We start from the raw sequence: 14,593 nt of genomic DNA on the forward strand, positions 1-14,593 counted from the left end.
AGAGTATTTTGCTTGCCGCATATGTATTGATGCGAATATGAATTAACACAGGATGGCTGTAGATAGATGCGTATTAGCAAAAAATTAGTGATTTTTGTTGTCGGATTTTGCTTGCCAGCCATGATTGCGATCACATTCTCCCTTAATCTGTGGTTCGACAACCGCGTCGAGCAGCTTAAACACGCCTCTATCGATGGTGAATTCGATAATATTGCCAGTCTAATCGATACTGAGCTTGAGCGTTTGGCGTTATTTACTCAGATATACGGTGTGCCCATTTCGGCATTAGATCGCCCCAGTCGTCAGCGTTTTGAGCAAGCTTGGCTCAATAGCGGATTAGCCGAGCATCGCAGTCTATTTTATTTGGATCAGGATAAAGATAAAGTAACCGCCTTCGCCTCCAGTGGCGGAGCCATAAATCACTTCGACTCCGGCAAATTACCCGTCTCATTGTTCGCATTAACTCAAGCTAAAACGGGCTTTTACCTGCAAGGGGATAAGGGCTTTATTATCAGTGTTGCCCCTGTTGATCCTAGCTTATCTATCGTCTTTGTCAGAGGGGTTGATGTTAGCCTGTTAAATCGCTATCAAGTTAATAATGCCTTGAGTCACTTGCAACTTGGTCGTGGCAAAGCCACGGGCCTTATACCCAACTATGCCGCCCTGTCACATCAACTGAACGTGCCTAGCCTGCTTGACGATGAAGCGCTGCATCTGTCGATAACTCTTTCCGATAGTGTCTTTAACGATATTCATCAACCACCGACCCAGATGCTTTATGGGGTCATCGGCCTGAGTGGCTTATTGCTGTTTTTGGGGTTTTTATGGCTTAGGGTGGGATTGGTGAGTCCTTTTAGGCAGTTGTTGACTGAATTAGCCAGTATCGATCCTGAGGCCAAGACTTATGAGCCAATACGAGGTGAAGGCTGTGAAGAGTTGGCTGGCATCGCCGAACAAGTGAATCATTTGATGGCACGTATCTTCCAGCAAAAAGAGCGCTCAAAAACCACCTTAGAGGCGATTGCCGAAGCGGTGATCCTCACCGATGTATCAGCCAAGGTTATCTACCTCAATCCTCAGGCTGAGCGTTTACTGCAGTGTGAGTCTAATACGGCGGTGGGCGAGAGTATCGAGCGACTGTTTAAGTTTGATAAGCAGATTAACCAAACCTTGTTTACTTTAATGCGAAGTGGCGTGAGTCAGCCCTTATTAAGTAAGGTTAAATGTTGTAATGATAATAGTAAGATTATGGAGCGCAGCATCAACAATTTGCGTGATCCACACAACCAGGTGATTGGCAGTGTGATTGTGCTGAGGGATATCACTCAAGAGGAGTTACTGAAACATCAATTAAGACGTAAGGCTAATTTTGATGGTATCACTTCGTTATTAAACCGTAGCGCCTTTGAAGAACGCGTAGTGAGTTTTGCCGCCGATGCAAAGATACTGGCAATGTGTTATTTCGATCTCGAACAATTTAAGTTGATCAACGATTCTTGTGGTCATAGCCAAGGCGATGTGATGCTTAATAGAGTCGCTAAAGCGATACAATCGAGTCTGACAGGGAATGTGTTAGTCGCTCGTCTGGGTGGCGACGAGTTTGGTTTAGCCCTTAAAGACAACACCCTGTTGCAGGTTGCCCAGCAAGTGAAACGCATTATGGATAATGTGGTCAAGTTGGTCATGGAGCACCAAGGATGCCAATACCGCGTAGGAATGAGTGCAGGGGTTGCGGTGGCGCGTTCGCCCTATATTTTACCGCTTGAGTTGCTCAAAGATGCCGATATTGCCTGTATTGCCGCTAAACGTAAGGGGAGTAATCAGGTGCATTTTTATGACAATAAAGACAAAGAGTTAACCTATCAGCGTAATGCACCCAAATGGGCGGTGAGAATTGCGCAGGCGATAGAACGTAATGAGTTAATTCTCTATTATCAGTCGATTAAAGGCATTAGTGGCAACGGCCAACATAAGCGCATGGAGATCCTACTGCGGATCCAAGAGCCCTGTGGGCGGATCTTGCCGCCTGCGCAATTTATTGAGGCTGCTGAGCGCTTTAAGCTAATGACTGAGGTTGATAAAGAGGTGATCCGCAAAACTTTCTTGTGGTTGTCTTCTCATCCAGAGCTATGGCCCGACCATAGTTTATCGATTAATTTATCGGGTAATAGCTTAGGCGCCGAAGGCATGGTCGATTATATCATCGCTCAGTTGCACCATTTTGCTATACCTAGCAGTTGCATCTGCTTTGAGATCACAGAAACCAGTGCGATTCAAAATCGCGATCGGGCGATGGAAATGCTGAACCGACTACGTAAACAAGGCTTTGCGTTTGCGCTCGACGATTTTGGAACCGGCTTCGCCTCCTATGGTTATCTGCGTGAGCTGCCAGTGAACTATGTAAAAATCGATGGCTGCTTTATCAAAACGTTGGCTACGAATGCCAAAGATTATGCTATCGTCAAATCGATTCATGATGTGTGTTGCGTAATGGGCATTGAGACGGTCGCCGAGTTTGTCGAAAATGAAGAGATCATCGAAAGGCTTGAGTCTATCGGCATTAACTATGCGCAAGGTTATGCCATAGGCCGCCCTCAAAGCCTAGATACTTATCTTGACTCGCGCCCGCAATTACAGCTAATCCAAGAGGCGGCAGCGCAGAACCGTTAAGTTGAGATACTTGTGCTTTGCTGCTAACTATGTGAGCTTAAGTCCATGTCGCTTAAGTGGTTAATTGATAGGGAGTGCGAAGATGCAAGGATTGACAGATAAAGTGGTGATCATTACCGGTGCGTCAGAAGGAATAGGGCGTGCATTGGCCAAAGCCATGGCACCATTGGGCTGTAAATTAGTATTAACCGCCCGTAATCAAGCCCGGCTGGATTCACTGGTACAAGAGTTAGCTCAGATGAGTCATCACACCCCCTTGGTGATCAGCGCCGATATTAGCTCACCCGACAGTTGCCAACATATCGTCGATAGTGCCATTAGCCATTTTGGTTATCTCGATATCGTGGTTAACAATGCGGGCATGACTATGTGGTCGCGCTTCGATGAGTTAGAGGACCTGACCATTCTTGCCAAGCTGATGACGGTCAATTATCTCGGTCCCGCCTATTTAACCCACAGCGCGTTACCCCATTTAAAAGCCAGCCAAGGGCAAGTGGTGGTGGTCTCTTCTGTGGCAGGTCTCACGGGGGTGCCAACCCGCAGCGGTTACAGTGCATCTAAGCATGCGGTGATGGGCTTTTTTGACTCTCTGCGTATTGAGTTAGCCGATGACAATGTGGCAGTGACTGTGATTTGCCCCGACTTTGTGGTGTCAGAAATCCATAAGCGGGCGCTCGATGGTCAAGGCACACCACTGGGGCGTAGCCCAATGCAGGAGTCTAAAATTATTAGCGCCGAGCAATGTGCGCAGATGATGTTACCTGCCATTGCTCAGCGTCAGCGCATGATGATCACCTCAATACGTGGTCGACTCGGTCGTTGGCTACGCCTGCTCGCGCCTAAGCTTATCGACAATATTGCTAAAAAAGCGATCGCCGCGGGCCATTAACCTTTTCATCGCTCACGTGAGAGAGGGATTTACTCCTGATCGTTTAAATGTTTGATGATGGCGCGCTCTGCATCGGCTTGGGTAGCGACATCATCGCGTGCGACAACTGGCGTGGTCGACCTTAAGCCGGTCATATCTTCTGCAATGTGTAGCCAGTCTGGATGCCAATAAAAGGACGTACCCGCAAGAGTGTTCCAGTGGTGTACGCCAGCTCTTTCGCCATTATAAATAAGATCGCCAATTGAATATGTCATCATTATTCCCTGATTTAGTTTAAAACTCTCGAGTGAATATAGTGCACTTGGTAACAATATGCATGTGTGAACTAATTCACGTTTGTTAATTGTTTATCGGTGAATGAGTGGATAATAAAAAACCGGCCATGGCCGGTTTTTTAGCATACTAACTTACTGTTAGCTTTCGCGAGCGATGGCGCGGTAAGCGATATCGGTACGAAAATACACATCGTCCCAATGGATGGTATCCACTAAGGCGTATGCAGCACGCTGTGCCTCGGTGACAGTATTGCCCAGTGCGGTAGCGCATAGGACGCGCCCCCCATTGGTGACCACTTTACCCTCTCGCATGCAAGTGCCAGCATGGAACACTTTGGCGTTATTATCGCCAAGGCTTAAGCCTTCAATGACGTCATGCTTACGGTACGCATCGGGGTAACCGCCGGCAGCCATGACGACGCCAACGGCGGCGCGCGCGTCAAACTCTGCGGTCACGGTATCGAGTTCACCACGGGTAGCGGCTAAGCAAAGCTCAACTAAATCTGATTTAAGGCGCATCATGATAGGTTGAGTTTCTGGGTCGCCAAAACGGCAGTTGTATTCAAGCACCTTAGCGCTACCGTCGGGTGAGATCATCAGGCCTGCGTAAAGGAAACCAGTGTAAACATTGCCTTCAGCGGCCATGCCATCAACAGTTGGGCGGATAACATTAGCGATTGTCCAGTCGTGCACCGCTTGGGTCACCACTGGCGCGGGAGAATAGGCACCCATACCGCCAGTATTCGGGCCATTATCGCCATTGTCACGGGCTTTATGATCTTGACTGGTGGCCATAGCCAGAATGTTTTGCCCATCGACCATCACGATAAAGCTGGCTTCTTCACCCTGTAAAAACTCTTCGATAACGACACGTGAGCCTGCTTCGCCAAACATGTTGCCTGCGAGCATATCTTCAATGGCGGCATCGGCTTCGTTTTGGTCTTGGGCGATAATCACCCCTTTACCCGCTGCTAAGCCATCGGCCTTGATGACGATAGGGTAGCCAGTATTGGCGGTGACGTCAGCTACATACGCTTTGGCTGGCTCAATCTCGGTAAAGTTGGCATAAGCCGCAGTTGGAATGTTGTGGCGGGCTAAGAAATCTTTAGTGAAGGCTTTTGATGATTCGAGCTGCGCTGCGCCTTTCGTGGGGCCAAAAATAGCTAAACCCGCTTCGTTAAAGGCATCGACAACCCCCAAAGACAAGGGCACTTCTGGGCCAACGATAGTGAGCTCAATGTTATTGGACTGAGCAAACTCAACTAATGCGTTAATCTCTTCAACGTTAATGGCGACGTTTTCTAGTTTAGGCTCTAAAGCCGTGCCTGCGTTACCTGGTGCAACGAAGATGGTGTCAACGTGTGCTGATTGAGCGGCTTTCCACGCTAATGCATGTTCACGTCCGCCGCCACCAATAATTAATACTTTCATGTTCTTACCTTTTATAGCTGCGCCATTTCCCTTCTCTGTATCAAGCATGCCTGTGTATAGGTATATTCTTACCTATAACACTGCGCATGCTTTGACCTAGAGAAAATGGTTTGCGCTAAACGTTAAAAATGAATGTGGTTAATCCGCGAATTAAGTCGTTTTTAACTTACTTCGCGCCAACAAATTAATGACGGAAGTGACGCATACCTGTAAATACCATCGCCATGCCGTGCTCATCGGCCGCTTGGATGATCTCTTCGTCACGAATCGATCCGCCTGGCTGGATGATACAGCTGATCCCCGCGGCCGCTGCGGCATCAATACCATCGCGGAAGGGGAAAAACGCATCCGATGCCATGACCGAGCCTACCACTTCGAGGTTTTCGTCGGCGGCTTTAATGCCTGCCACTTTGGCACTGTAGACACGGCTCATTTGGCCGGCGCCGACGCCAATGGTCATGCTGTTCTTGGCGTAGACAATGGCGTTCGATTTAACAAACTTAGCCACTTTCCAGCAGAACATGAGATCTTTCATCTCCGCTTCGGTCGGCTGACGCTTCGAGACCACTTTAACATCGGCTTGGCTAACCATGCCTTGGTCACGATCTTGCAGCAGCAAGCCACCGTTGACACGCTTGTAGTCTAGGCTGGTGGTCTTAGTGTTCCACTGGCCGCACTCTAGCAGGCGCACATTGGCTTTAGCGGCAACGACGTCGCGGGCGGCTTGGCTCACACTTGGGGCGATAATCACTTCCACAAACTGGCGCTCAACGATCGCGCTAGCGGTGGCGGCGTCAAGCTCACCATTAAAGGCGATGATGCCACCAAAGGCTGAGGTGGGGTCGGTTTGATACGCGCGGTTATAAGCATCGAGCAGATCGCTACCAATCGCCACTCCGCATGGGTTAGCGTGCTTAACGATAACGCAGGCGGGCTCGTCAAACTCTTTCACGCACTCAAGTGCCGCGTCGGTGTCTGCGATATTGTTGTACGACAGCGCCTTACCTTGTAGCTGTACTGCGCTAGCGACTGAGGCTTCATCGATATTCAGATCCACATAGAACGCCGCGCTCTGATGGCTGTTTTCACCGTAGCGAAGATCTTGTTTCTTCAGCAGTTGGGTGTTGTAAGTGCGCGGGAACTTAGAGTCAGCGTGGCATTCATCTGTGCTGTGTGCAGGTACCATAGTACCGAAGTAGTTGGCAATCATGCCGTCATAGGCCGCGGTGTGCTCAAATGCGGCGATGGCCAAATCGAAACGGGTTTCAAGCGTGGTGCTACCGTTATTGGCTTGCATCTCGGCAATCACGCGGTCGTAGTCGCACGCGTTGACAACAATAGTGGTGTCTTTGTGGTTTTTAGCGGTCGAGCGCACCATGGTGGGGCCGCCAATATCGATGTTTTCTACCGCATCGGCTAGGGTGCAGCCTGCTTGGGCAACGGTGTTGGCAAAGGGGTAGAGGTTAACGGCAACTAAGTCGATTGGCTTGATGGCATTTTGTTCCATGACCAGCTCATCGATACCACGGCGTGCTAAGATGCCGCCGTGCACTTTGGGGTGCAAGGTTTTTACGCGCCCGTCCATGATCTCTGGGTGACCTGTGTAGTCGGAGACCTCAATGACAGGCACACCGTTGTCTGCCAGAAGGGCAGCGGTACCGCCAGTAGAGAGCAGCTCAACACCTTGAGCATGCAAGGCTTTTGCAAACTCGAGAATTCCGGTTTTATCAGAAACGCTTAACAGCGCGCGACGAATAGGTCTGGCATTATTCATTTTGGGTACAGGGTCCAGTAGTTATTTTTAAGGATCTTTCGGAAAACATTACAGTGCCTTAGTTAGTGCCTTGCTCTGCTTTCCAAAAGTCCCTCAATCTATTGTTACTGTCCATCGCGGCGCGCGTATTTTATCGTAAAACGCTGTGCCATGCTGTTTTTTTCTGCACGATTTCACAATACGCCTAAGCGAACAAGCATCTTGACTGTAAATCCGCATAATAACCCTTGACCTTAGATTTAACTCTAAGGTTTATACTTAGTGCCATCGACAATGATGCCAACGTGTTTGGGTGAGTTATGTATCGAATAGGTGAATTAGCAAAGCTGTGTGAGGTAAAAACTGACACACTGCGATTTTATGAAAAGCATGGTTTGTTATCGCCGTTGATGCGAACCGAATCAGGCTATCGTATGTATACCGAAGAGGATGCAGAGCGGTTACGTTTTATCCTGCGGGCCAAGGCGGTGGGATTCACGCTGGCGGAGATAGCTGAGCTGTTGTCGATTGACTTGGATAAGTCCAATTGGGCGTGCGCCGATGTCAAAGGGATGGTGGATATCAAGTTAGCTCAGGTGAGCGCCAAAATCGCCGAGCTTAATCATTTTCAGGTGTCGCTTAAGCGCTTATCCGATGCCTGTTGCGGCGGCCCTGAAAGCGCCGAACATTGTTCAATATTAGAAGCGCTAGAATCAAACTCTGCTGAAGTAAAGCGTGAAAACCATACTCATCAGCATCAAAATAACCCAAATAAAGCAAGCTGTAAGCGTAAGGGCTAGTTATGTTATTAAGTCATTTTATCGATCTGTTTTTAGAGTCAGCCCCTTGGTTGCTACTGGGATTAGTGTTGGCAGGCATGTTAAAGATGTTTGTGCCTATGACATGGATGCAACGACAGCTAGGGGGCCATGGCTTTAAAACCACCGTCAAGGCGGCGGTGCTGGGCGCGCCTTTACCCTTATGTTCTTGTGGAGTGATCCCCGCCGCAGTAGGGCTGCGCCGCTCTGGCGCGTCGAAGGCGGCGACCACCTCATTTTTAGTCTCGACCCCTGAAACCGGCATAGATTCTGTCAGCGTATCTTATGTCTTGCTTGGGCCATTTATGGCGATTGTCAGACCGATTGCCGCTATTGCCAGCGCCATTGTCGCAGGCTTGTTAGTTGGCCGTGATGATGACCAAGTAGCGCCTGCAACCTCAGTGTCAGACAAGGACGCGGCAACCGCGAGCTGCTGTAGCAGTGATAAAGCCGAGGTCGTGGTGGCGTCTTGTTGTAGTAGCAAAGCTGCCACGCCCGTAAAAAGTGGCGGTGGTGCTAGTCAAGGGAATAAGCCGCTCATCATGCGCCCATTAGGTGAAAGTGCTCGTATGATGGCAATGTCGCCTCAAGGCGCTACGCAAGTGGCTAGCCTTAAGCCAGTCGCTGCCAGCGCCAGCTGTTGTAGCGACAAGGCTGCCGCTAAAATTGAGTCTGCATCGAGCTGTTGCAGCACGGAGAATAAGGATGAGACTGCTGAAAGTTGCTGCGCCTCGACCCAAGATATCGCCAGCGAGCTTAAAGGCACCTCGGTGATCGCCAGAATGGGCAAAGGGCTGCACTATGCCGCCACCGATTTGATTCGCGATACCACCCTTTGGCTGTTGATCGGTTTGTTTTTTGCGGCCTTAGTGCAAACCTATGTTCCAGGCGATTTTATGGCGAAATGGGGCGATGGACTGCTTGCCATGTTGGTGATGGTGCTGATCTCTGTGCCTATGTATATCTGCGCTACGGCATCGACGCCGATTGCTGCAGGGCTATTACTTGCTGGGGTGTCACCCGGCGCGGTATTGGTGTTTATGCTCGCCGGCCCTGCGACTAATATCGCCACCTTAGGGGTTGTCGCTAAAGAGTTGGGTAAGCGTGCCTTATATGGTTATCTGGGCGGCGTACTCGGTGTAGCCTTAGTCTCTGGGGTGATAGTTAATTACCTTGTTGATACCTTTGGTTTTGAGGTGATGCCGCAAGTGGGTGAGCAGCACAGCCTATTACCCGATGCCGTTGTGTACACCTCTGGCGTTGTGCTAGCGATATTGATGTTAAAGGTACTGCTGGAAAAGCTGCCTAAAAACTGGTGGCGCCGTGATTGCTGCTCATAACACGGGGTAAGCTAGCTTAACTGTCGTAGATCGGATTTGAAATTAATTATCAGCCAAAAGGCACTCAATGAGTGCCTTTTTTATGGGTAACACAGAGTGTTGCTTAACTGGCTGGTACAAAATCCATGGGGATATTGCGTTCGGTTACCGCGGCTTGGGTGACGCTGACCTCCTGTTCATCGGCATGAATAAAGAAGGGGGATTGTGGATCGTCTGGGTTGTTGCTCGACTCCGGATCATCATTTTGGGCTAAACAGGTGTAACCTAAGCTGTAACTGTCGGCAGCGACAAAACCAAATTCATATTGGTAACCGATAACTGTCTCTGTGTCATCTAGTATGGCTTGTACACGCGAGGAGGCGATAGGCGCCACTTGAGCTGGAATGAGCCCTGCATCAGGGCGGAAATCGCTCATCTGCGCCAATGGCGTATCGGCTGGGTAAAGGTAAACGGCTTGATTAAAGGTAGAGCCCTCGGCGGCGGTTTCACAGGCTGTCACGGTATCGGGACTGATTTGACCACGAATCGCGCCCACTTCGGCATTATTAACCAATTGCACCGAGGTTGGTTTGAGTGTCCAGTAGGCTTTATTGCCGTGGGGCGCCTGTAGTCCTTTAGCCAGATCGAATTCGGCGACAAACAGGTTGTTGCCAGCGGCGATAGTAAAGGCTTTATTAAAAAATAGTCGCCCTGTATCTGGCTCGTCGGCGCCAACACCGCCGCAAGTGCCATTGCTGTTAGTCGTTAATCCTGCAATCCCATCGATGGTTTGTACATAGGAGCTATCTTCATTGGCAACTTCACTGTTTTCCATGTAGATACACATTTGGTATTCACCGACGGGAACCGATTGGCCACTGACCAATGTGGCTGTCTCTTGGCCTTGAACGGTAAGTAAGTCGACCATTTTGAGCTCGCCGTTATCCGATACATCAAATGACAGTGACTGCCCATTACCTTTGAGCACGACTTGTTTAAAGGCGATATTGACAACTTGAGCATCGGCAGGGTTATCGGACACGCCAAGACTAAAGCTGCCTGATAGTGCTGGGTCAGGGGCGTCATTGCTATCGCTGCCGCCACAAGCGGTGAGGACACTGGTCAGTGCGATGGCCATTAACGATGTAGAATACTTCATAGATCACCTGTTCATCATGTGTAGAGTGAATGTAAAAGGGGTTAATTCACGCCGCTAAGTGAGGTGAACGACGTATATAGATACATTATAGACACACTTAGTTGTCATTCTTAAGGTTGAGACATTAACAATAGGGGTGTATGAACCAGAATTAATTTAGTTAGGGGGAATATGGATAGATTATTTACCCATTAAGAGTGATGAGTCTTGGTAGGAAGCAGCTTGTGGGTTAACTATAAAGGGTTGTAAATCAAGCGGCTTTAAATTGAGTTGCTCAAATTAAAGCCGCCGTCGCTATTTAATCACTCAAACCGTTAGTTTGTAAATTCAGCATTGTGGTAGACGTTTTGCACGTCGTCACAATCTTCTAGCGCCGCTAGAAACTTCTCGAATTGCGCGATCACTTCAGGATCGGTCACCTCTGTCATGGTTTGCGGCACGAAAGTGATCTCTTCCACTTCAAATTCGATATCGGGTAGTGCTTCGTTTAAGGCGGTTTTAGCTTTGAAAAATTCGGTATGAGGAGCAAAAACACTGACCATGCCGTCTTCGACTTCAATATCGCTAACATCCACATCGGCCATCATCAGTAGTTCTAAAATGGCTTCTTCATCGTCACCTTTAAAGACAAATACCGCTTGGTGATCAAACATATGACCAACCGTGCCTGGGCCGCCTAACTTGGCGTCATTTTTAACAAAGGCTTGTCTCACCTCGGTGAAAGTGCGCTTACCGTTATCGGTTAAACAGTCGACGATGACCATGGCGCCACCCGGGCCGAAGCCTTCATAACGGGCTGTTTCATAGTCTTCACCGCCGCCGCCACGGGCTTTTTCGATGGCACGATCTATCACGTGAGCCGGAACCTGATCTTTTTTAGCCTTAGCGATCATTTGACGCAGTGCTAAGTTGCCATCTGGATCGAAACCACCATTTTTTGCGCAAACATAGAGCTCTTTGCCGTAGCGAGAGTACAGTCTAGTTTTTTGCCCAGCCGTTTTGGCCATAGATTCTTTGCGATTTTGGTATGCTCTTCCCATCTTGATCTATCTCTTTAAGCTAAAAAAATTGGCCCAATGTTAGCAGTTTTATTGGCATTTTTGCAGACTTGGATAATGAATTTATCAAAACAGCGCTAAGTATCACTATTGCGAGGTTTTTTGTTCTGGCCGGTTAATGAAATCGGGGATCTCTAATATCGCCTCAACTCGGGCGGCAAACAGGGCGTGATAACGGCACTTGGTCGTGTGTGGCCTCGAGTCGATAATTGCCATCTCAGCGATGCGATAGCCTTTAATAGAGACCGACTCGTGGCGCCGTTCAAATCGATAACGGGCACTTAAGGTGACAAATATCATTGCCTCATAAGGCTGGTGATGAGTAGACTGCTAAATCAATTTAATCAAGAGTTCGTTATCAATGGTGCAGTGGCAAGAATATGGGTTTTCAGCGCTTAGCGTAAAGCAGTTATATGAGCTAATTAAGCTCAGGATCGATGTGTTTGTGGTAGAGCAGCATTGCCCTTATCCCGAGCTCGATGGCAAAGACACGCTACCCCAGACTCGCCATCTGTTAGGGATTGATGAACATGGCGCGCTGGTAGCTTATGCCCGTATTTTAGCGCCGGGCGTGAGTTATGCCGATAGCAGTATTGGCCGCGTGGTGGTCGCCCGTTGCGCGCGTGGAGCCGGGCTTGCCGAGTCACTAATGCACAGGGCGATAGCCATTGCCCAAGCGCAATGGCCGCAGGCCAATATCCAAATCGGTGCGCAGCAGTATCTCAGTGGTTTTTATCAACGCATGGGATTCACCCCTGTCTCGGATGTGTATCTCGAAGACGGTATACCACATGTCGATATGCTATTAAGCTAAGCCGCCAGCATAATGGCCAGTCATAAAAAAGGAGCACCTTGATGGTGCTCCTTTTTTTGAGATAAACGCCATAGGCGCTAAAGGCATATTGAATAATAAGCCTTAGTCTCGAAGTCGGATCCTTGGATTGTCGTCAACTTCACCGCGGCTATCTATGGTCGATAGTTGGTGCTGCTGGGCGATAATCGCTAACGGACCCGAAGGCAAATGGCGAACAAACAACAGTCGATAACCAAACCGAAGCAGGTTATAAAGGGCCATTTTTTGCTCTGCGCTCATAGAGTTCCAATGCTCATCATGATGCAGGCTAGTCCTTCGCCTGTCTTGCAGTTGTTGTGCTATTTGCATGTTATTATCTTTACGTATGAAGGCTGATGCAGCCAATTAATCCCGTGCAACCCCTTATCTTGGCGGTTATCACTATCGACTAATGGGTCGATTGGAGCAGTCTAAAGTGAATTGGCTGTGTAAAAATTGCACGAGATCAAAGTCGGTGCAAGATCATGCGACTAGGTTGAGTAATTATGAAATCGCTCACGTTTTATTCCGTTTTTTGAGGCCGTAAGATGCTCCAGTATATCGAACCTGTGTTTCGACCACCGTCAGAGTGGAAATCATTAATTTTACAAGTGACCAATGGCTGTAGTTGGAATCGTTGCAGTTTTTGCGACATGTATACTGCACCGCAAAAGCAGTTTAAGGCGCAAAAACTCGAGCTGATTGAAGCTGATATCCTTAAAGTAAAGCAAAGTGGTGTTGCGGTATCACGGGTTTTCCTTGCCGATGGTGATGCAATGGCACTGCCTTTTAAACGTTTAGAGGCGATCTGTTTGTTGATCCGTGAACACTTACCTCAAGTCACTAGGATAAGCAGTTATTGCCTACCGCGTAACCTTTCTAATAAGACTGATGAGCAACTCGCTCGGCTTAAATCGTTGGGGTTGAGTCTATTGTATGTGGGCTGTGAAAGTGGCGATGACCAAGTGTTAGCGCATATTGAAAAAGGCGAAACCTTCGAATCATCACTGATGCATTGAGCAAAATACGTCGTGCCGGCATGAAATCGTCAGTCATGATATTAAATGGTTTGGGCGGGGTGACGCTTTCTCAACAGCATGCGGTTAACTCGGCTAAATTGATGAATGCGGCGCAACCAGATTATTTATCAACCTTAGTCGTGACCTTACCTTTGGGGGCGCAGAGAATGGACAGTCGATTTGACGGGCATTTTGAGCTGCCCGATCAGTTGGGATTACTGCGTGAAATGCACACCTTGCTGAGTCATCTTGAGTTAGATAAAACTATTTTTCGCTCTGATCATGCCTCAAATTATTTGGTGCTCAAAGGGGTATTAGGCAAAGATAAAGCCATGTTACTCGCGCAGGTCGAACAGGCATTACAGGGGATGATCCCACTGCGGCATGAATGGCAGCGAGGCCTGTAAGGCCAGTGATTAGCCTACAGGCAATGCTAGGATTTAGCCTACCTTTCTACATGGATCTCACGAACCGGGCAGGGAACTTCAATGCCGGCCTGCTTAAGAGCATGAATTAAATCCAGATTTACTTGGTATTTCTTTTGGTGGTAATGGGCTGTGGCAACCCAATAACGCACACCTATTTCCAGCCCTATGCTATTAAAACCATTGATGCCGATTTGTGGTGCGGCCTGCTGGCTAACATGTTCGCTGCGCTCTAACACCTGACGTATGATGGCAATGACTTGGTCTACGTCACTGTTGTAGTTGATATTAAAGTGGTTATTAACCAATTTGTTTTCAAACGAGTTATGCAGTATTTCACCGACAATATGTTTGTTGGGAATGCTGATCACCTCACCCTCTTCATTGGTCAGCAGGGTTAAGCCAAGATGGATGTTCTTGACGACACCACTGACCCCTTTAATTTCAATCGTATTACCTACCACAAAAGGGCGAGTCACAATAATAGTGACGCCAGCAGCGTAATTGGCCAGCATGCCTTGCAAGGCCAGCCCAGCGCCTAAGGACGCCGCGCCGATGGCGGCGACCATGGGGGTGATACTGATCCCTAGCTTGCCCAGCGCAATGATCCCCACCATCACCACTATGATGATCCGCACTAAGTTAGAGACAAAGTTGCTTAGGGTGATATCGATATGATGTTTTTCAAATTGCTTAGCGACTAAGTTAGACACCTTGTTAGCCACCCACAGCCCAAGCAGAAAGACCAGCAGTGCACCAACGAGCTGAAAACTGTATTTGACCAGAAATTCGGTCAACATGTTGTAGACATTCTGCAGCTGAGCAAGCTCCTGCTCTAAACCATTCTCATTCATAAGGTTGTTCCTGACACTGTGGCAACAAATAATCGTTAAGGTTACTTAATTTTCAAGAGTTTGATAATCACTATCTGCTTAAATCACTCTA

The 14,593-nt window shown here is 48.5% G+C and carries 13 protein-coding genes and 1 pseudogene; 6 read left to right on the top strand and 8 right to left on the bottom strand.

The genetic code is table 11. From position 1 onward, the window contains the following. Window positions 1-66 precede the first annotated feature (66 nt). Together DVO77_RS08820 and DVO77_RS08825 are read left to right on the top strand one after the other, a co-directional pair. Window positions 67-2,670 (top strand): sensor domain-containing protein, encoded by a 2,604-nt coding sequence (locus DVO77_RS08820; RefSeq protein ID WP_119978067.1) that lies wholly within the window; start codon window positions 67-69, stop codon window positions 2,668-2,670. 82 nt (window positions 2,671-2,752) lie between these two features. Continuing rightward, a complete protein-coding gene (locus DVO77_RS08825; protein ID WP_119978068.1) occupies window positions 2,753-3,559 on the top strand; it encodes an SDR family oxidoreductase in 807 nt (268 codons plus the stop codon). 29 nt (window positions 3,560-3,588) lie between these two features. Here the strand turns inward: DVO77_RS08825 and DVO77_RS08830 are convergent, their stop codons facing one another. The 3 genes from DVO77_RS08830 to purH form a co-directional block, all read right to left on the bottom strand. Then, window positions 3,589-3,813: a hypothetical protein gene (locus DVO77_RS08830; RefSeq protein ID WP_119978069.1), complete on the bottom strand. Its 225-nt coding sequence runs from the start codon at window positions 3,811-3,813 to the stop codon at window positions 3,589-3,591. Between the two features lie 159 nt (window positions 3,814-3,972). After that, a complete protein-coding gene (gene purD / locus DVO77_RS08835) occupies window positions 3,973-5,265 on the bottom strand; it encodes a phosphoribosylamine--glycine ligase (RefSeq protein ID WP_119978070.1) in 1,293 nt (430 codons plus the stop codon). 184 nt (window positions 5,266-5,449) lie between these two features. Beyond that, window positions 5,450-7,039, bottom strand: coding sequence for a bifunctional phosphoribosylaminoimidazolecarboxamide formyltransferase/IMP cyclohydrolase (gene purH / locus DVO77_RS08840; protein ID WP_119978071.1), 1,590 nt, complete (start codon window positions 7,037-7,039; stop codon window positions 5,450-5,452). A 299-nt stretch (window positions 7,040-7,338) separates the two neighbouring features. On the opposite strand from purH, the gene zntR reads away from it, so the two are divergent. After that, window positions 7,339-7,818, top strand: coding sequence for a Zn(2+)-responsive transcriptional regulator (gene zntR, locus DVO77_RS08845; RefSeq protein WP_119978072.1), 480 nt, complete (start codon window positions 7,339-7,341; stop codon window positions 7,816-7,818). A 2-nt stretch (window positions 7,819-7,820) separates the two neighbouring features. Continuing rightward, window positions 7,821-9,176: an SO_0444 family Cu/Zn efflux transporter gene (locus tag DVO77_RS08850; RefSeq protein ID WP_119978073.1), complete on the top strand. Its 1,356-nt coding sequence runs from the start codon at window positions 7,821-7,823 to the stop codon at window positions 9,174-9,176. Window positions 9,177-9,279: 103 nt separating this feature from the next. On the opposite strand, the gene DVO77_RS08855 is transcribed toward DVO77_RS08850, so the two are convergent. The 3 genes from DVO77_RS08855 to DVO77_RS08865 form a co-directional block, all read right to left on the bottom strand. After that, window positions 9,280-10,314 (bottom strand): DUF4382 domain-containing protein, encoded by a 1,035-nt coding sequence (locus DVO77_RS08855; protein ID WP_119978074.1) that lies wholly within the window; start codon window positions 10,312-10,314, stop codon window positions 9,280-9,282. A gap of 314 nt (window positions 10,315-10,628) precedes the next feature. Beyond that, window positions 10,629-11,354 carry a YebC/PmpR family DNA-binding transcriptional regulator gene (locus tag DVO77_RS08860; RefSeq protein ID WP_119978075.1) on the bottom strand — a complete coding sequence of 242 codons (726 nt, stop codon included), beginning with the start codon at window positions 11,352-11,354 and terminating at the stop codon, window positions 10,629-10,631. A 105-nt stretch (window positions 11,355-11,459) separates the two neighbouring features. Beyond that, window positions 11,460-11,672: a hypothetical protein gene (locus DVO77_RS08865; protein WP_119978076.1), complete on the bottom strand. Its 213-nt coding sequence runs from the start codon at window positions 11,670-11,672 to the stop codon at window positions 11,460-11,462. 61 nt (window positions 11,673-11,733) lie between these two features. Between DVO77_RS08865 and DVO77_RS08870 the strand changes: the two genes are divergently transcribed. Beyond that, entirely contained in the window at window positions 11,734-12,186 is a 453-nt protein-coding gene (locus DVO77_RS08870) for a GNAT family N-acetyltransferase (RefSeq protein ID WP_119978077.1), read from the top strand. A gap of 102 nt (window positions 12,187-12,288) precedes the next feature. On the opposite strand, the gene DVO77_RS08875 is transcribed toward DVO77_RS08870, so the two are convergent. Beyond that, window positions 12,289-12,534, bottom strand: a complete 246-nt coding sequence (locus tag DVO77_RS08875; RefSeq protein ID WP_110457033.1) for a hypothetical protein — start codon at window positions 12,532-12,534, stop codon at window positions 12,289-12,291. 218 nt (window positions 12,535-12,752) lie between these two features. On the opposite strand from DVO77_RS08875, the pseudogene DVO77_RS08880 reads away from it, so the two are divergent. Continuing rightward, window positions 12,753-13,630 (top strand): annotated as a pseudogene (locus tag DVO77_RS08880) (radical SAM protein). Between the two features lie 38 nt (window positions 13,631-13,668). Here the strand turns inward: DVO77_RS08880 and DVO77_RS08885 are convergent. Continuing rightward, the gene (locus tag DVO77_RS08885) at window positions 13,669-14,502 is read right to left on the bottom strand and encodes a mechanosensitive ion channel family protein (RefSeq protein ID WP_119978078.1); all 834 of its coding nucleotides are present in this window, start codon (window positions 14,500-14,502) and stop codon (window positions 13,669-13,671) included. Window positions 14,503-14,593: the final 91 nt, after the last annotated feature.

It is taken from the genome of Shewanella algidipiscicola, from assembly GCF_003605125.1.
GTDB classification, from domain to species: Bacteria; Pseudomonadota; Gammaproteobacteria; order Enterobacterales; family Shewanellaceae; genus Shewanella; species Shewanella algidipiscicola.